General features: G+C 65.4%; 18 protein-coding genes. 13 read left to right on the forward strand and 5 right to left on the reverse strand.

Annotated elements, in window-relative coordinates:
* Positions 1-251: 251 nt before the first annotated feature.
* Entirely contained in the window at positions 252-1,028 is a 777-nt protein-coding gene (locus ACTJK4_RS22065) for an enoyl-CoA hydratase (RefSeq protein WP_440818944.1), read from the reverse strand.
* A gap of 83 nt (positions 1,029-1,111) precedes the next feature.
* Between ACTJK4_RS22065 and paaG the strand changes: the two genes are divergently transcribed.
* From paaG to paaK, 3 genes are all read left to right on the forward strand, one after another.
* Complete coding sequence (paaG, locus tag ACTJK4_RS22070; protein ID WP_440818946.1) at positions 1,112-1,900, forward strand: 2-(1,2-epoxy-1,2-dihydrophenyl)acetyl-CoA isomerase PaaG; 789 nt, start codon at positions 1,112-1,114, stop codon at positions 1,898-1,900.
* Positions 1,901-1,904: 4 nt separating this feature from the next.
* A complete protein-coding gene (gene paaI, locus ACTJK4_RS22075) occupies positions 1,905-2,372 on the forward strand; it encodes a hydroxyphenylacetyl-CoA thioesterase PaaI (protein ID WP_343620772.1) in 468 nt (155 codons plus the stop codon).
* A gap of 203 nt (positions 2,373-2,575) precedes the next feature.
* A complete protein-coding gene (paaK, locus tag ACTJK4_RS22080) occupies positions 2,576-3,880 on the forward strand; it encodes a phenylacetate--CoA ligase PaaK (protein ID WP_440818947.1) in 1,305 nt (434 codons plus the stop codon).
* Positions 3,881-3,886: 6 nt separating this feature from the next.
* Here paaK and mltA read toward each other — a convergent pair whose 3' ends face one another.
* Positions 3,887-5,029, reverse strand: coding sequence for a murein transglycosylase A (gene mltA, locus ACTJK4_RS22085; protein WP_260804138.1), 1,143 nt, complete (start codon positions 5,027-5,029; stop codon positions 3,887-3,889).
* A gap of 74 nt (positions 5,030-5,103) precedes the next feature.
* Between mltA and ACTJK4_RS22090 the strand changes: the two genes are divergently transcribed.
* Positions 5,104-5,337 (forward strand): hypothetical protein, encoded by a 234-nt coding sequence (locus ACTJK4_RS22090; protein ID WP_232041109.1) that lies wholly within the window; start codon positions 5,104-5,106, stop codon positions 5,335-5,337.
* A 7-nt stretch (positions 5,338-5,344) separates the two neighbouring features.
* On the opposite strand, the gene apaG is transcribed toward ACTJK4_RS22090, so the two are convergent.
* Entirely contained in the window at positions 5,345-5,719 is a 375-nt protein-coding gene (gene apaG, locus ACTJK4_RS22095; RefSeq protein ID WP_232041110.1) for a Co2+/Mg2+ efflux protein ApaG, read from the reverse strand.
* A gap of 131 nt (positions 5,720-5,850) precedes the next feature.
* Here apaG and rpe point away from each other — a divergent pair, with 131 nt between their 5' ends.
* The 9 genes from rpe to ACTJK4_RS22140 all read left to right on the forward strand — a co-directional run bounded on the left by rpe (position 5,851) and on the right by ACTJK4_RS22140 (position 13,569).
* A complete protein-coding gene (gene rpe, locus ACTJK4_RS22100; RefSeq protein WP_004636669.1) occupies positions 5,851-6,576 on the forward strand; it encodes a ribulose-phosphate 3-epimerase in 726 nt (241 codons plus the stop codon).
* On the forward strand, positions 6,573-7,304 hold the full coding sequence (locus ACTJK4_RS22105) for a phosphoglycolate phosphatase (RefSeq protein WP_440818949.1): 732 nt from the start codon (positions 6,573-6,575) through the stop codon (positions 7,302-7,304). Before rpe ends, ACTJK4_RS22105 begins: the two co-directional genes overlap by 4 nt.
* Positions 7,305-7,705: 401 nt before the next feature.
* Complete coding sequence (gene trpE / locus ACTJK4_RS22110; protein WP_232041113.1) at positions 7,706-9,238, forward strand: anthranilate synthase component I; 1,533 nt, start codon at positions 7,706-7,708, stop codon at positions 9,236-9,238.
* Positions 9,239-9,254: 16 nt separating this feature from the next.
* Positions 9,255-9,824 (forward strand): aminodeoxychorismate/anthranilate synthase component II, encoded by a 570-nt coding sequence (locus ACTJK4_RS22115; protein WP_232041114.1) that lies wholly within the window; start codon positions 9,255-9,257, stop codon positions 9,822-9,824.
* Positions 9,824-10,255 carry a lysozyme inhibitor LprI family protein gene (locus tag ACTJK4_RS22120; protein WP_232041115.1) on the forward strand — a complete coding sequence of 144 codons (432 nt, stop codon included), beginning with the start codon at positions 9,824-9,826 and terminating at the stop codon, positions 10,253-10,255. The genes ACTJK4_RS22115 and ACTJK4_RS22120 overlap by 1 nt, the downstream gene beginning before the upstream one ends.
* A 13-nt stretch (positions 10,256-10,268) precedes the next feature.
* The gene (gene trpD / locus ACTJK4_RS22125; RefSeq protein WP_440476224.1) at positions 10,269-11,306 is read left to right on the forward strand and encodes an anthranilate phosphoribosyltransferase; all 1,038 of its coding nucleotides are present in this window, start codon (positions 10,269-10,271) and stop codon (positions 11,304-11,306) included.
* Between the two features lies 1 nt (position 11,307).
* Positions 11,308-12,111 (forward strand): indole-3-glycerol phosphate synthase TrpC, encoded by an 804-nt coding sequence (gene trpC / locus ACTJK4_RS22130; protein ID WP_232041116.1) that lies wholly within the window; start codon positions 11,308-11,310, stop codon positions 12,109-12,111.
* A gap of 10 nt (positions 12,112-12,121) precedes the next feature.
* Positions 12,122-12,781: a CYTH domain-containing protein gene (locus ACTJK4_RS22135; protein ID WP_440818952.1), complete on the forward strand. Its 660-nt coding sequence runs from the start codon at positions 12,122-12,124 to the stop codon at positions 12,779-12,781.
* Complete coding sequence (locus ACTJK4_RS22140; protein WP_440818954.1) at positions 12,778-13,569, forward strand: uracil-DNA glycosylase; 792 nt, start codon at positions 12,778-12,780, stop codon at positions 13,567-13,569. The genes ACTJK4_RS22135 and ACTJK4_RS22140 overlap by 4 nt, the downstream gene beginning before the upstream one ends.
* 357 nt (positions 13,570-13,926) lie before the next feature.
* On the opposite strand, the gene ACTJK4_RS22145 is transcribed toward ACTJK4_RS22140, so the two are convergent.
* A complete protein-coding gene (locus tag ACTJK4_RS22145; protein WP_232041119.1) occupies positions 13,927-16,143 on the reverse strand; it encodes an FUSC family protein in 2,217 nt (738 codons plus the stop codon).
* Between the two features lie 18 nt (positions 16,144-16,161).
* Complete coding sequence (locus ACTJK4_RS22150) at positions 16,162-18,018, reverse strand: M61 family metallopeptidase (RefSeq protein WP_440819061.1); 1,857 nt, start codon at positions 18,016-18,018, stop codon at positions 16,162-16,164.
* Positions 18,019-18,039: the final 21 nt, after the last annotated feature.

The raw sequence follows: 18,039 nt of genomic DNA on the forward strand, positions 1-18,039 counted from the left end.
TTCTCCACCACTCAACACCACCACCTCCACTTGCGTTTCGGCGCTGTGTTTTGCAGCGAGGGGCGAACTATAGGCGGGTTCCCGGAGCTTGGCAACACCTTTGTCGTGACGGGCTGATGACGCGCTCGTGAAGAATAGCCGCCAGCCCTGTCTACGCATGGGATTGCGGCCGTAAAGGAGTCGCAACAGGAGGCCCGGGATACCCGATGCCGTTACTCGGGTATTCCCGAAGTCACCCCGCTGGGCCGTCGTTATTGGTGCTTGAACGTGGCGGCGCGCTTTTCGACGAACGCGCGCATACCTTCTTTCTGGTCTTCCGTGGCAAATGTGGAGTGGAACAGGCGCCGCTCAAGATGTACGCCTTCGCTGAGCGAAGTCTCGTAGGCCGCGTTGATCGACTCTTTGATCATCATGACCGTGGGGAGCGAGAACCCTGCAATAGTTTCCGCAGCCTGGATAGCCTCGTCGAGCAGCTTGTCGGCGGGAATGACGCGCGAGACCAACCCGGCGCGCTCGGCCTCTTCAGCGCCCATCATGCGAGCGGTCAAGCAGAGGTCCATCGCCTTGGCTTTGGAGACAGCACGCGGCAGGCGCTGCGTGCCGCCGGCGCCAGGCATGGTGCCAAGCTTGATTTCCGGCTGGCCGAACTTGGCCGTATCGGCGGCGAGAATGATGTCGCACATCATGGCCAGTTCACAGCCGCCGCCCAGCGCGTAGCCGGCCACCGCGGCAATCACCGGCTTGCGGATGCGGCGAATGGTTTCCCAGTTGCGCGTGATGTATTCGTTCTTATAGACCGTGGCGAAGTCGTAATCGGCCATGGCGCCGATATCTGCGCCCGCGGCGAACGCCTTTTCACTGCCGGTGATGACGATGGCACCGATGTTGGCGTCGGCATCGAAGGCAAGCAGCGCGGCGCCGAGTTCATCCATGAGCGCATCGTTGAGGGCATTGAGCGCCTTCGGACGATTGAGCGTAATAAGACCGACGCGGCCGCGCGTTTCGACCAGAATGTTTTCGTAGGACATGGAAGCTCCAGTTGGAATGGATGTAATATTAGCCGACCAACCGGTCGGTTAATCAATGAACCGATGACCGAGGAGGAGACAAGATGACTAGCCCGACCATTCTGCTTGACTGGCATGAACGCGTGGCAACCATCACGCTGAACCGGCCCGATCAGCTCAACAGCTTAACGGCCGGCATGCACCGGGAACTGCGCGAAGCGCTGGACAAGGTGGAGCGCCAGCGCGCCCGCGCCTTGATCCTGACCGGTGCGGGACGCGGCTTCTGCGCAGGGCAGGATCTCTCCGAACTCAATTTCACGCCCGGGCAGATGACCGACCTGGGCCAGCTCATCGACGAGCAATTCAACCCGTTGGTGCGCCGTCTGCGCGCCATGCCCCTGCCCGTGATTGCCGCTGTGAATGGCGTGGCCGCAGGCGCGGGCGCGAATCTGGCGCTGGCGTGCGACATCGTAATGGCCGCCGAGAATGCGTGTTTCCTCCAGGCCTTTGTAAAGATCGGGCTATTGCCGGATTCGGGCGGGACGTGGTTCCTGCCGCAGCGCATCGGTGTGGCGCGGGCGATGGGGCTGGCAATGCTGGGTGAGAAGCTCGACGCCAAGACTGCGCTCGCCTGGGGTCTGATCTGGGGCGTCTATCACGACGCAAAGATCCTGATGACGGAAGTGAATTGCATGGCCGACCACCTCGCCAAGCAGCCGACCCGGGCGCTAGCCGCCATCAAGCGCGCGATGCACGCAGCGCCCACTCAGTCGCTCGACGCCCAGTTGGATCTGGAGCGCGACCTACAGCGCGAACTCGGCAACTCTCATGATTACGCGGAGGGCGTCGACGCGTTCCTCAACAAGCGCGTGGCGCATTTCACTGGCGAATAAGGACATCAGCGTGACGGAAACGGCCCTCCACGATGCACAGGCGCTGGCTGAAGCGGCCTGCGAAAGTATGTATGACGCCGACGCCTGCAGCCGCTGGCTCGGGATGCGCGTGGAGGCGGTCGCACCGGGCTATGCCCGGCTTTCCATGACGGTGCGGCCTGAATTCCTCAACGGACATCGCACCTGCCATGGCGGACTGATCTTCACGCTGGCCGATTCGGCTTTCGCGTTTGCCTGCAACAGCCATAACCACAACACAGTGGCGGCTGGGTGCAGCGTGGAATTCCTGCGCCCGGCGCATGGCGGCGATGTGCTCGTCGCCGAGGCAACCGAGCAGGTTTTGTCCGGCCGCCACGGCATCTACGACGTACGCCTGACAAACCAGGCCGGCGAGGTGGTCGCCATGTTTCGCGGCAAGTCTGCGCAGATTCGCGGCCACGTCATTCCGGTCCCTGGCAGCCCAGAATCCTAGTTCGACCTCGATATAAAGCCCCCACAAAACCGCATCACCATTAGAGGACGCCTCAGAACCTGTTCACGATCCGTAGCGAGCGGCCAGAGGTTGGCCCGCGAAGCGCCACCGTACCTGGGTACAGTGAGCAGCGCAGGGCCAAGATCGGGACGCGCAGCAGGATCGTGAGCAGGTTCGCACGACGGCGCCCCGAGGAGACCCGCATGCGCCCCCGCTCGACCGACCTGCCGCTCGATCCGATCGAGACTGCCAGCCGCGACGCCATCGAGGCACTGCAGCTTGAACGCTTGAAACACAGCCTGGCGCACGCGTACGAGAACGTGCCCGCTTATCGGGCCAAGTTCGACGCGGCCGGCGTGCATCCGTCGGATTTGCGGTCGCTTGGCGATCTGGCGAGGTTTCCGTTCACGACCAAGGCGGATCTGCGCGACAACTATCCGTTCGGCATGTTTGCGGTGCCGCAGGAACGGATCGCGCGCATCCACGCGTCGTCGGGCACGACGGGCAAACCCACGGTCGTCGGCTACACGCTGGCGGATATCGACACGTGGGCCGGGTTGGTGGCGCGTTCGATCCGGGCAGCGGGTGCACGGCGCGGCGACAAGGTCCACGTGAGCTACGGCTACGGCCTGTTCACCGGCGGTCTGGGCGCGCATTACGGCGTGGAGCGCGCGGGGCTGACGGCCATCCCGTTCGGCGGGGGGCAGACCGAACGACAAGTGCAGCTCATCCACGATTTTCAGCCGCAGATCATCATGGTCACGCCCAGCTACATGCTGGCAATTGCCGACGAATTCGAACGCCAGGGCATGGACCCCGCCGCGTCAAGCCTGCAGATCGGCATCTTCGGCGCCGAACCATGGACGCCCGAAATGCGCAGCGCCATCGAAGCGCGCATGGGGCTTTCAGCGGTCGATATCTACGGCCTGTCGGAGGTGATGGGGCCAGGCGTGGCAAGCGAATGCGCCGAAACCAAGGACGGCCCGACCATCTGGGAAGACCACTTCTATCCAGAGATCATTGATCCCGACACTGGCGAGGTGCTGCCTGACGGCGAATTCGGCGAACTGGTCTTCACGTCGCTGACCAAGGAGGCGATGCCGGTGGTGCGCTATCGCACGCGCGACCTGACGCGGCTATTGCCTGGCACGGCACGTCCGGGCTTCCGGCGCATGGAAAAAATCACCGGCCGCTGCGACGACATGATGATCGTGCGCGGGGTGAACGTGTTCCCATCGCAGATCGAAGAATTGATCCTGAAGCACGCGGCGCTGTCACCGCACTACCAGTGCGTGCTCGGCAAGGAAGGGCCGCTGGATACGCTGACGGTGCGGATCGAGGCGGCACTGGGTGCGCCGGCGGATGCGGCCCAATCGGCGAGTCGTCAGCTGGCGCACGACATCAAGTCGTTGATTGGTGTGACAGCCGCGATCGAGACGCTGGCCAGCGGCGGGATCGAGCGCTCGGTCGGTAAAGCGCGCCGCGTGGTGGATTTGCGGCGCGGTTAGTCCGCCTCAGCGGGTAGCCACGCCGATGCTGCCACCCTTCGGCACGAGCACCCAAAGGCGGCCCGCCTGCTTCATGCGCCCGGCCAGATCGCCTGCGGCATCGCCATGGCCGAAGTAATAATCGGCACGCACGGCGCCGCGAATGGCTGAACCCACGTCCTGCGCAAAAACGAGTTTCTGGATCGGATCGGTCGACAGCGGCTTGGTTGTCGACAGAAACACCGGGGAGCCCAGCGGAATGTAAGTCGGGTCCACGGCAATCGAACGCTCGTCCGTGAGTGGCACGCCCAACTTGCCGATCGGCCCGCCCGTGTTGCCGGGCGTCTCGGCAAAGAACACGTAGCGCGGGTTGATATTGAGCATCTCTTCGACGCGGCCCGGATTGGCGCGTGCCCAGGCCTTGATGCCCTGCATGGTGGCCTGCACCGGTGTGATTTCGCCCGTGTCGAGCAGCCAGCGCGCAAATGACCGGAACGGCTGGTTGTTGGTGCCGCCCACGCCCAGGCGCATGATGCCGCCCTCTTCCAACTGGACCTGGCCCGAGCCCTGGATCTGCAGGAACGCCGCTTCGACCGGGTCGTCCACCCAGACAATCTCTTGCCCCTGGAGCGCCGGACTGCGGATCAATTGCGCACGGGCCGGCAGCGTCTTGCCGCGCCACGCAGCCGGCATGCGGTACAGCGGCGTCTGATAGGCCCCGTGGCGGGTGCGGGAACCGCGCAGCAGCGGTTCGTAATAACCGGTGATGAGGCCGCTGTCCGTGCCGTCGTCCTTTACGACCCGATACGGCGTGAAGTTGTCTTCAAAGAACACGCGCATGGCAATCGGGTCACCAGCATCGACCATCAGGCCGGCGGAGCACACGCGCGACCATTCGGCGCGGCGCTTCATTGCCTGGCAGTTCGATTGCAGTGCGGGCCAGGCGGAGGCGAGGTCATCGGCGGTCCAGCCGGACACGTCAGCCCAGGTGGCGGGGCTCAGATGCCCGCCGAGCGTGGCGCTGGGCGGTTGCGGCGTTTCGACGCGCGGCGGGGGGCCGCTCGTGCAGGCGGCAAGCAAGGCCGCGACCAGAGCGGCGGCCAGTCCGCCCCAGCGGCGACGGGTGGCGTTGCGTGCTGGTGTCAATGCGTCGAAGGTTGCTGCTGTCATGCGTGTTCCATCCTGTCCGATGCGGCCGCGGGCTTGGCTACAATGCCTCCCACCCGAGCTTCCCGCCGTCGACCATGAGCGAATTCTTTGAAAATCATCCGATGATGCTGTTCGGCCTGGAGGCCGGCGTGGCGCTGTTCCTGCTCATCTTCGTCGTGATCTGGACGATGTCGGGCGCCAAGAAGCACCCGCGCCCGCTGCGTGCCCCACCCGAGCATCCATCGCGCCACAGCGACGCTGCCAAGCCTTCGGAATCGACCAGCGCCGCCCCGAAAAATTCGCACCCGGCCAAATCCGACGCGCCCTGATTCCCGATCAGTGCAGCATGCGCGGCATCACCAGCGCAAATTCGGGGATGGGCGCCTCGAAGCGGTGACCGTCCTCGGCCACGCAGAAGTATTCGCCGCGCATCGTACCCACGGGCGTCTTGATGGTCGCCCAGCTCGTGTATTCGAACGATTCGCCCGGCGGCAGCAGCGGCTGGTGGCCCACTACGCCCAGACCGTTCACTTCCTGCACCTGCTCGTCGGCGTCGGTAATCACCCAGTGGCGGGAAATGAGCTGGCTCGGCACGTCACCGGTGTTGCGGATGGTGATGGTATAGGCGAAGGCGTAGTTGCCCTGCTCCGGCTCGGATTGCTCCGGCAGATAGCGCGTCCGGACCTGGACGGTGAGTTCGTAGCTCGGCATGTCGATCCACAATCAGAATTGGCGCCCATTGTGCGGCATGGCTGTGGCAGCGGCAAGGCGCGGGCAGACGGCCGATCCGGCTAAAATAGCGGCCTCCTTTGCGCTTCTGCGCGCCTTATCCGTCTCCCATCATGTCCGCAGCCATCGATCCGTCCGGTTTCCGCATCGCCCCGTCCATCCTCTCCGCCGACTTTGCCCGCCTGGGCGAAGAAGTGCGCCGCGTGCTCGAATCGGGCGCCGACTGGATCCATTTCGACGTGATGGACAACCACTACGTGCCGAACCTGACCGTCGGGCCGCTCGTCTGCGAGGCGATCCGCCCGCACGCACAGAAGGACGGCAAGCCGGTGCCGATCGACGTGCACCTGATGGTCAGCCCCGTCGATCGCATCATCCCGGACTTTGCCAAGGCCGGCGCCGACCTGATCACGTTCCACCCGGAGGCGTCCGAGCACATCGACCGCTCGCTCGCGCTGATTCGCGACAACGGCTGCAAGGCTGGCCTCGTCTTCAATCCGGCCACGCCGCTGCACTACCTGGACCATGTGATGGACCGCCTGGACATGGTGCTGATCATGTCGGTCAACCCGGGCTTTGGCGGCCAATCGTTCATTCCGGAAGCGCTGAACAAGTTGCGCGCCGTGCGCCAGAAGCTCGACGCATACCAGGACAAGACCGGCCGCAAGATCCTGCTTGAGATCGATGGCGGCGTGAAGGCAGATAACATCGCCGAGATTGCCAAAGCCGGCGCCGACACCTTCGTCGCGGGTTCGGCCGTGTTCGGCAAGCCGGATGCGGATGGCGGCTACCGCGGCACCGTGGGCGCGCTGCGCCAAGCGCTGGCACCCCTGGCATGACGACGGGCGCGCTACCCGCCGGCCCCGTCCGCGCTGTCATCATCGACCTGGACGGGACGATGGTGGACACGGCAGGCGACTTCCACGCCGCCATCAACGCAATGCTGGAGGCACTTGGCGGCACGCCTGACATGCCTGCCGAGGAAGTCGTCAGCTACGTCGGCAAAGGTTCGGAAAACCTCGTGCGACGCGTACTGGATGCGCGCTTGCCACCGGCCCAGGCAAATAGCCGCTTTGCGGAAGGCCTGGAGGCTTACCAGCGCGCCTACATCGCCATCAACGGCCAACACGTGACCGTCTACGGCGGCGTCCTCGAAGGGTTGACCGCACTGCGCGACATGGGCGTCGCCCTCGCGTGTGTGACAAACAAGCCACACGATTTCACGCAGCCGCTTCTCGCGCAGCTCGGCCTGAACACGTATTTCGACCTCGTCTACCCAGGCGACGCTTTCCCATATCGCAAGCCCGATCCGTACCCCATGCTGCGCGTGGCGGAGGCGTTTGGCGTGCCACCGGCTGAAATCGTGGCCATTGGCGATTCGGAAAACGACGCCCGGGCCGCGCGTGCGGCCGGCATGCGCGTGCTCGCGGTACCGTATGGCTACAACCACGGCCAGCCTATACAGGCCGCGGGAGCCGATGCTATAGTCGACACACTTTTTGCGGCAGCCGAGTTGATCCGGCCCCATGCAGAGCCACACAACGCTATCTCTGCCGCTTCCAACTGACGATCCATGTTCCTGAATCGCAAACGCGTCGACGCTGGTGGTGACCGGGGGGCTTGGCCCTGGCGGCCCTGGCACGCCCTCGTCCGGGCGTAAGCGTTTGCACGGCTGCTGATCGTTCTTCCCCGGTTTCGGCACTCTGGCGCGTCACAATCGCGCCGCCCAAACCACCTCGCTTCTCCTGCCCCAAACGCTGACCGCCCGCCGGTCTTCCGCTGGCCCGCTATCGGCTGCGGACGACCCTTGCGGGATCGCACGGTCGCTTTTACGACGTTCGCGCGTTCCCATCCCTGATGTTCTGCTAACGTTCCGACGGCATCATTGACGCTCTTGCGTTTGCCGTGGACCGAACGCATGCCGGTGGGCGCGCAACCGCCCCGCCTGGCGAATCGACCTGACCGCTCATGACCGAACTCGAATTCAAATCGCTGGCCGACCAGGGCTACAACCGCATTCCGCTGATTGCCGAGGCATTGGCCGACCTGGAGACGCCGCTGTCGCTGTACCTGAAGCTGGCGCAATCGCACGACCGCGGCACGCACACGTTCCTGCTGGAATCGGTGGTGGGCGGCGAGCGCTTCGGGCGTTACTCTTTCATCGGCCTGCATGCGCACACGCTGCTGCGCGCCAAGGGCAATCGCACGGAAGTCGTGACAGACGGCAAGGTGGTGGAGACGAACGAAGGCAACCCGCTGGACTTCATCGCTGCGTTCGAGCGCCGCCAGAAAGTGGCGCTCCGCCCGGGCCTGCCGCGCTTCTGTGGCGGCCTGGCCGGCTACTTCGGCTACGACGCCGTGCGCTTCATCGAGCCGCGCCTGGCCGACACCGCCCCGCCCGACGATCTGCAACTGCCCGACATCCAGCTCATGCTCTGCGAAGAGCTGGCCGTGATCGACAACCTGTCCGGCAAGCTCTACCTGATCGTCTACGCCGACCCGTCCAAGCCCGAAGCTTATTCACGCGCCAAGCAGCGCCTGCGCGCGTTGCGCACCAAGCTGCACCAGCCGGTGGACGTCCCGGTGACGTCGGCGTCCGTGCGTACCGACACCATCCGCGAGTTCGACAAGGCTGACTACATCACTGCCGTGCTCAAGGCCAAGGAATACATCGCCGCCGGGGACATGATGCAGGTGCAGATCGGTCAGCGCCTGGTCAAGCCGTTCCGCGACGCGCCGCTGTCGCTGTATCGCGCGCTGCGTTCGCTGAACCCGTCGCCGTACATGTACTTCTACAACTTCGGCGACATGCAGATCGTCGGGGCATCGCCGGAAATCCTGGTGCGCCAGGAAGAGCGCCGTGTGCCGGCTGCTGAAAATAACGGCAACGGCGCAGACGAATCCGCCCGCATCGTCACGATCCGCCCGCTGGCCGGCACGCGCCCGCGCGGCAACACGCCCGAGCGCGACGCAGAACTCGCCACCGAGCTGCTCAACGATCCGAAGGAAATCGCCGAGCACGTCATGCTGATCGACTTGGCGCGCAACGACATCGGCCGTATCGCTGAAATCGGCTCCGTCAAGGTGACGGACCAGATGGTCATCGAGAAGTATTCGCACGTGCAGCACATCGTCAGCTCGGTCGAAGGCCGCCTCAAGCCCGGCATGACCAACATGGACGTGCTGCGCGCGACCTTCCCGGCGGGCACGCTGTCGGGCGCGCCCAAGGTGCGCGCGATGGAGATCATCGACGAGCTGGAACCCGTCAAGCGCGGCATCTACGGCGGCGCGGTGGGCTATCTCTCATTCTCGGGCGAGATGGATCTGGCCATCGCCATCCGCACCGGCATCATCAAGGACGGCAATCTCTATGTGCAGGCTGCCGCCGGCGTGGTGGCCGATTCGGACCCGGATGCCGAATGGAGGGAAACCGAACACAAGGCGCGCGCCGTGCTGCGTGCCGCCGAGCAAGTGCAAGACGGCCTCGACGCCGATTTCTGAGGTTAAGGAGACCACCATGCTGTTGATGCTCGATAACTACGACTCCTTTACCTACAACATCGTCCAGTACTTTGGTGAACTCGGCCAGGACGTGCGCACGTATCGCAACGACGAGATCACGATCGAAGAGATCGAAAAGCTGAACCCGGAGCGCATCTGCCTGTCGCCCGGCCCGTGCACGCCGACCGAAGCCGGCATCCTGGTTCCGGCGCTCAAGCACTTTGCGGGGCGCGTGCCCATCCTGGGCGTATGCCTGGGGCACCAGGCCATTGCCGACGCGTTTGGCGGACGCGTGATCCGCGCCCAGAAGGTGATGCACGGCAAGGTCAGCACCATCGAGAACACCGGCGTAGGCGTGTTCGCCAACCTGCCGCGGCATTTCAAGGTGACGCGCTATCACTCGCTGGCGATCGAGCGCGAAACGCTGCCGGACTGCCTGGAGATCACCGCCTGGACCGAAGACGGCGAGATCATGGGCGTACGCCACAAGACGCTGCCGGTGGAGGGCGTGCAGTTCCACCCGGAGTCGATCCTGTCGGAACACGGCCACGCGCTGCTCGGCAACTTCCTGAAGGAACGCGTCTGATGCGCGGCGCGTGGGCAGTAGCGCTGGCGATGATGGCAAGCCTGCCGGCGATGGCCGGTACGCTGGAAGCCTGCCGCGCCGCCCAGCCCGAAGCCGGGAACGTCGCCCGCTGCGTGCAGGCCGCACGCAAGTCGGCACTGGCCGAACTGACCGCTGTTGAATCGGCACGTCGCAACATGCTGCGCGCCCGCATTGCCGACAACCCCGGCACGGACCGTGGCGCCGCCATGGCATTCGACCGCACCGTACGCGCACACCAACTCTACCGGCAGGCCGAATGCGACCTGCAACGCCGCCTGGCCCGCAATGCGCCCGATGCCGATCTGGCTGAAGCCGCATGCGAGGCCGATCTCTCGCGCGAGCGCATCGGCGCCTTGCGCGACGCCGCACAGCCGGTCACCCCGGCTGCGGCTCCGGCGGCGCCCAACTGAATACGGAACGACCATGTCCATCACTCCGCAAGAAGCGCTCGTCCGCTGTATCGAACATCGGGAAATCTTCCACGACGAAATGCTGCACCTGATGCGGCTCATCATGCGCGGCGAGATGTCGCCCGTCATGGCAGCCGCCCTCACCATGGGGCTGCGCGTCAAAAAAGAGACCATCGGCGAAATCGCGGCCGCTGCCACCGTCATGCGCGAATTCGCCACCAAGGTTGATGTACCCGCTGAGGTGTCCGATCACTTTGTCGATATCGTCGGCACGGGCGGCGACGGCGCCAACACCTTCAACATCTCGACCGCCTCAATGTTCGTGGCGGCGGCGGCCGGCGCTCGCATCGCCAAGCATGGCGGGCGCGGCGTCAGCTCCAAGTCGGGCAGTGCCGATGTGCTCGAAGCGCTGGGCGTGAACATCATGCTTACGCCCGAACAGGTGGCCGAGTCGATCGAGACGGCGGGCATCGGCTTCATGTTTGCGCCCAACCACCACCCGGCCATGAAGAACGTCGCCCCGATCCGCAAGGAGCTGGGCGTGCGCACGATCTTCAACATCCTGGGGCCGCTGACCAACCCGGCCGGCGCGCCGAACATCCTCATGGGCGTGTTCCATCCGGACCTGGTCGGCATTCAGGTGCGCGTGATGCAGCGCCTGGGCGCCAAGCACGCCGTGGTCGTCTACGGCAAGGACGGCATGGACGAGGTGTCGCTGGGTGCTGCCACGCTGGTCGGGGAACTGAAGGACGGCGTGGTGACCGAATACGAAATTCACCCGGAAGACTTCGGGCTGCAGATGGTCTCCAACCGCAGCCTGAAGGTGGCCGACGCTGACGAGTCCAAAGCCATGCTGATCGAAGCGCTCGAGAACAAGCCCGGCACGCCGCGCGAGATCGTCTCGCTCAACGCCGGTGCGGCACTGTACGCGGCCAACATCGCCGGCTCGATCGGCGACGGCATGAAGCTGGCCCGCGAGGCGATCGCCTCCGGCGCGGCACGTGCCAAGCTCGACGAACTCGTGCGCGTCACCAACCAGTTCAAAGCCTGATATGTCCGACATCCTGCAGAAAATCCTGGCCGTGAAGGCCGAAGAAGTGACCACCGCGCGCAAGCACCGCGATCTCGCCAGCGTGCGCGCCGAAGCCGAAGCCAACCGCACCGACAGCACGCTCGGGGCCCGCGGCTTTGCCAAGGCGATGCGCGAGAAGATTGCCGCTGGGAACGCGGCGGTCATCGCTGAAGTGAAAAAGGCCTCGCCGTCCAAGGGCGTGCTGCGCCCGAACTTCAAGCCCGCCGACATCGCCCGCAGCTATGCGGAGCACGGCGCCGCCTGCCTGTCGGTGCTGACCGACGAGCAGTTCTTCCAGGGCCACGCCGATTACCTGCGCGAGGCGCGCGCCGCCTGCCCGCTGCCGGTGCTGCGCAAGGATTTCATGGTCGACCTGTACCAGGTGTACGAAGCGCGCTCGTGGGGCGCCGACTGCATCCTGCTGATCGTCGCTGCGCTGGACCAGGGCCTGATGGAAGAACTCGAAGCGTGCGCGCTCGAACTCGGCATGGACGTGCTGGTGGAAGTGCACGACGGCCATGAGCTGGACCGCGCACTGCGTCTGCAAACGCCGCTGGTGGGCGTGAACAACCGCAACCTGCGCACGTTCGAAACGTCGCTCGACAACACGCTCGGCCTGCTCAAGCACATGCCGGACGATCGCATCGTCGTCACGGAATCCGGCATCCTCACGCCCGACGACGTGCGCAAGATGCGCGCCGCCGCCGTCAACGCGTTCCTCGTCGGCGAAGCCTTCATGCGTGCAGACGACCCGGGCGCCGAACTGGCCCGCCTGTTCGCCTGAGCGCCACACAATGGCCCGCGAGATTGAACTGAAGCTGGCCGTATCGGCCGGCACGCACGACGCGCTGGTCGGCTGGCTGGACGCCCATGCGCAGGCCGCCGGCTCGGTGGAATTGGCGAACGTCTACTACGACACACCCGACCAGGCGCTGGCACGCAACCGCGCCGCGCTGCGCGTGCGCCGTCAGGGCAGCCAATGGCTGCAAACGCTGAAAACCGCAGCAGTGAGTACGTCCGGTTTGAGCGCCCGCCACGAATGGGAAGTGCCGCTGCAGAGCGATGCACTGTCCGTCGATGCCTTCGTCGCAAACAACGCCGCCGAAGCCGCCGACCATGTCCGGCCACACGCGGCTGCACTCGCCCCGCTGTTCCGCACCGACTTCACGCGCCGCCTGTGGCGTGTCGCAACGGATGGAGGCGAGATCGAGATCGCGCTGGACGCCGGCGCCATCCTCATCCCCGGCACCCAGGCACGCGAGCCGATCGATGAACTGGAACTGGAGTGGAAGCCCGCCGCCGGCAGCACGCTCGCCGAAGACGCGATTGCCGAGCGCCTGCACGCCTGGACGCAGACGCTGCGCGCCGCCGTGACCGGCCTCACGCCACTCGACATCAGCAAGGCGCAACGCGGCTACCAGTTGCGCGCGAAAGCCACTGGGAGCCAGCCGTGACGCGACGCGCCAATCCGGCGCAAGCCGCCCTCTTCGATGAACCTGCAGTGGACACAAGCGCCGAGGGTTTCACCCCGCTGGCCCAACAGTTCGACGCCCTGCCCGCCGACTGGAAGGCGATCCTCACGCCTTGCATCGCGCAGGCCAACTGGCCCGAGTTGTGCGCCTTTGTCGATGGCGAGCGCGCAGCGGGCAAGCCGATCTTTCCGACGGATGTCTTTCGCGCGCTGCACCTGACCTCGGTGGACGATGTGCGCGTCGTCATCCTCGGCCAGGATCCGTATCACGGCACGGGCACCGTCGATGGCCGCGAGATTCCGCAGGCGCATGGGCTGGCGTTTTCGGTGCCGGCCGGCGTGCGCGTGCCGCCAAGCCTGCGCAATATCTACAAGGAAATCGAAGCAGAATTCGGCTGCAAGCTGTCCGGCACCTCCGGCAACCTGGAAGGCTGGGCACAACAAGGCGTGCTGCTGCTGAACACGGTGCTCACCGTCGAGCAAGGCCAGGCCGCAAGTCACGCCAAGCGCGGGTGGGAACGCATTACCGATTGCCTGCTGGAGCAGCTCGCGCGCGTCGGTCACAAGCGCGTGTTCATGCTCTGGGGCAGCCACGCGCAGGCCAAGCGCGCGCTGCTGTCGGACGGGCATCTGGTGCTGGAGGCGCCGCACCCGTCGCCGCTGTCAGCGCATCGCGGGTTCTTGGGGTGCGGGCATTTCAAGACGGCCAATGATTGGCTGGCAGCGCAGCATCAACCGACCATCGATTGGCTGAAACCGCAAGCCGCGTGAGCCGCGCGCGGACCATGCAGCCCCATCGACGAGCCGCCAAGCGCCGGCCTTGACTGTCTGGCGGCCGAGTCCGACTCTCCAAGGCTCGACTTTGACTCCCCGGGGGCTGAGCTCCACTCTCCGAGACTCGAGCTCGACTCTCCGGAGCTCGAGTTTGACTCTCCGAGGCTCGACTTCGACTCTCCGAGGCTCAATTTCGGCCTTCGGAGGCTGACCTTTGACGCCGGGATACCGGATGTCGACTGTCTATAGCTCGTCTTCCGCGCTTTGACCGCCGTCGTCGAGGGTCCGAGGCTCAGAGCAGTCGTGGTGGAAGATCGCCGCCCGTGCGAAGGCTTTTCAGCAGCCCGGCCGCACCTAGTCCTTCGAAATACGCAGCGCCCGCCCCAACGCCCCGCAGCGCAGCGCAATCTTGGCCGTATCGGCCCGCAGGGCCTGCAGGCGCCGCTCCAGCAAGTGCATCGCCGATAGCGAATCCGATTCTGCTGCCGCATCCACCATGCGGGAACGGGCGGATTTGTCGGCGAAGTCGGCAGCGCCCAGTTCTTGCGTATCGCGCGGACGCACGCCCCAACCGCCTTCATGCACGGCCTGGTCGAAACGTTCCTTGGCGCGCGCGAGGCTTTCGAGCGCGGCTTCGGCGGTCTGTTCGACCAACGCGCGGGTGTCGGCTTCGTCCAGTTCCTGCGCGCGCTGACGCATCAGGATGCGCACCGCCGCCACATGCGCGGCCACCAGGTAGTTCTGGACGATGAAGCGGTTGAGGTTGTCGACGGCGCGGTGGCGGCTCTTGGGCTCGTCCAGCATGCGCGCGAAGGCCGAAATCAGCCCCGTGAGCGATTCCATGTACTGCTTGCGCTGCACGCGATAGGCGAAATCGTCCTTGAGCGTGCCGAGCAGCAGCTCGCGCGCGGCCTCGATAAAGCGGCGGTTGGTGCGCAGCACGTCGTCCACCAGCTTGGGAAGGTTGCGGTATTCCCAGGCGGGCAGGACGTAGCTGAAGGCGGTGGCGATGGCTGCCCCGATCAGCGTATCGACCAGCCGTTCACCAATGGCGCCCTTGCTGCCCGGCAGCAGCAGGTTGATCTGGATGAGCACCTGCACGCAGGCGGCAATGGCCGTGTAGCGGTAGCGCACGGTGACGAACGCCGCGCTGGCGGCGGTGGACAGGTACAGCACGCCCATCAGGATCCACGTCGAATGGGTGAATCGCAGAATCACCGCCGCGATCACGCAGCCGATCAGCGTGCCAAGCACCCGATCAAAGTTGCGCTGGCGCGTCATGCTGAAGGTCGGCTTGAGGATCACGACAATCGTCAGCAACACCCAGTAGCCGTGCGACGCATAGGGCAGGTGGTCGGCAATCCATAAACCGGCAGCCACCGCCATCGAGATGCGCAGCGCAAAGCGCAACACCGGAGACCGCCAGGTCAGTTCTTCCAGCACCAGGCGCAGTTCGTACTTCTGGCGTGTGAGGAACGGCGTCATATCCGGGCGCAGCAGCACCTGCGACGGCTCGACCTGCGTGTCGGTGGCGGCATGCAACTGCGTCATCAGGCGGATCGCGCCGCGCACCGTGGCCACCGATTCCTCCAGCGCTGCGATGGCTTCGATGGGCACGCCATGGTGGTTGTGTTGCAGTTCGTGCAGCGCGCCTTCAATGGCGGCCATCTCCTGGTCATACGACATCGGCGTGGGCGATGGCCGATCACGCCCGACGGCATAGGCGACGCCTTCGATGTCCAGGCGCATGCGTTCGATCACGTCGCGCAGCAGGCGCATCACCTCGGCATCGGCCAGCCATTGGCGCAGCACGGGGTAATCGGTGTTGGACGACAGCAGGTACTCGTAGATGTCGAGCATCCGCATGTGGATCTGCACGAGGCGCCCGTCGCTGGCGGTGCGGTTGTCGCGGAAAACAAAATCGCGCGCCACCTGCTGCTTGTCGGCCACCGAAATCTGCTGGCGCACGAGCGCATTGAACTGTTCGTCGAAATCCTTGGACGCGTCGTAGAAGCCGGCTTTGCGCTCCACGTACACAGCCAGTTCGTACAGGCATTCGGCCAGCACCTGCTCTTTGATGCGGCGGCGCTGGCCCCACGCCACCGCCATCGCAAAAGCCATGTAGCCGATGGCCCCGAGGAAGAACTGCAGGGTGTGTTCCACCGCTTCGCGAAAAGCGAATTCCTCGGTGAACGTGAGCGTCATGACGAACAGCGCCGCAAACTGCAGCGGCATCGTCTTGTTGCCGTACGCCACCATGAGCCCCGCGAGGAAGCTCACCACCACGATCACCACCGGCAGGATGGCGTACGGCGTCACCACCGCTACGAGAAACGTGACGGCGGTGGTCAGCAGCACGCACGCCATCATCTCGTTGAACTTGTGCCGCAGCGGGCTGGGCAAGTCCATGAGGCTCGTGCACAGCGCGCCGATCGACACCACCATCGCGCCCTGCAGGTCCATCACCAGCAACGCGAGCAGCGTCAGGCCGATCACGCCGGTGGCAGTACGGATGCCGCGCGAGACGTAATGGCTGTAGAGGAACGTGCGCGGATCGTGGACGTAATCCATCGGGTCAGGCGACGCGCGTCAGGCCGACTTGCCGCGCGCCACCTTGCGCGCCGCCGCCCGCTTGCCCAGCCAGGACGAGCGCAGCGGCGACGGCTCCGTCGCGAGCGCCAGCGTGAATTGCGGCGTCGCATCGGCGGCGAGCGTCACGTTCAGCGTCATCAGCTCGTCGCGACGGAACACGTGCACCGGCACGGTATCGCCGGCGCGATGGCGCGTGAGCGTCTTGTCGAGCTGGCCCGCCGGCACGCGCAGGCCGTCCACCGCAACGATCAGATCGCCGGCGGACAAACCACCGCGCTGCGCCGGGCTATCGTCGAAGACCTGCTGCAGCTTGACGAAGCCGTTCTCTGCGGCGGTCTTGACGCCCAGCGCGAGCGCCGTATCGGCGGCCTTACGCGTGGCGCTCACGCCCATCGCCTTGAAGAGCGCGGGCAGCGGCGGGTCGTCGCGGCCTTCGCTCAACTGGCGCACCAGCGTGCGCAGGCGCACACCCGTGGTTTCTTCCATCAGGCTGATCAGCCCCGCTTCGGTCACGCCGCGCTGCGTGTGGCCGGCGGCATAGAAATCACGGCCGTATGTCACCCACAGGGCGCGCATCACGTCGTCGAGCGAACGTTCGCCGTGGGTCTGCGTGCGGATCGTCAGGTCCAGCGCCAGCGCCACCAGCGAGCCCTTTGTGTAATAGCTGACGATGGCGTTGGGCGCGTTTTCGTCCTGACGGTAATACTTCGTCCAGGCGTCGAATGAGCTTTCTGCCACGCTCTGCTTCAGTCGGCCGCTGCCACGCAGCACGCCGTTCCACGTCTTGCCGAGCATCTCCAGATACTGGGCTTCGGAGATCAGGCCCGAGCGCACCAGCATCAGGTCGTCGTAGTAGCTCGTGAAACCTTCAAACAGCCACAGCAGCGGTGTGTGGACCTCGCGGTCGAGTGCGTACGGCACGAAGGTGGCCGGCTTGATGCGCTTGACGTTCCAGGTGTGGAAATACTCGTGGCTGACAAGGCCCAGGAAGGTGCGATAGCCCTCGGTGGTTTCGTCGCGGCCGGCGACGGGCAGGTCATTGCGCGCGCACATCAGCGCAGTGCTGGCGCGGTGTTCCAGGCCGCCGTAGCCGTCGGTGGTGACCATCGTCATGAAGACGTAGCGGCGGTTGCTGTCGAGGAACGGCGCCGTGGCGGTGTGGGGCTCGAACAGGCGGATCTGCGCTTCGCAGATGCGCTTGAAGTCGCGGGCGATGCGTTCCAGATCGAGGTTGGGCACGCGGCCGGTAAAGACGGCGTCGTGCTGCGCGCCGCAGGCCTCGAACGACACCAGCTCGAACGTGCCCATCTCGACCGGGTGGTCGATCAGCTCGTCGTAATCCGCCGCTTCGTACCAGCCAAAGCCGTAACGCTTGGCGCCGGCCTTGCCCTGGACGCGGCCGGTGGCCTCGCGCAGCGCGGTGGCCACGCGCCAGCCCCGGTAGGCATCTCCGGCGGGCGGCTGGATGTCGACGACGCAACGCTGGTCGTCCGCCCCCTCCACACGCAGGAACACCGACGTGCCGTTGAAGAAACCGTGCGTGGCGTCCAGATGCGCCGCGCGGACCGACAGGTCCCACGCATAGACGTCGTATGAAACCGTCAGCGGGCCGCTGCAGGGGGCGGCCCACCACGTGTGCTTGTCGACCTTGGTCAGGCGCACCGGCCTGTCAGCCGACGATGCCTCGATCCGCACGATGTTGCGTGCGAACTCTCGGATCATGTAGCTGCCCGGAATCCACGCCGGCAGCGAGAAACGCTGGCCCTGAGCGTCGGGCGCGTCAACCGTGACGGTGACGGTGAAAACGTGCGCCTCGGGCGCGGCGGGGGCGATGGTGTAGCGGATCGGCTTCATGGCGGACATTGTAGCGTTGCC

The organism is Ralstonia sp. 22111, from assembly GCF_052045895.1.
GTDB classification, from domain to species: domain Bacteria; phylum Pseudomonadota; class Gammaproteobacteria; order Burkholderiales; family Burkholderiaceae; genus Ralstonia; species Ralstonia wenshanensis.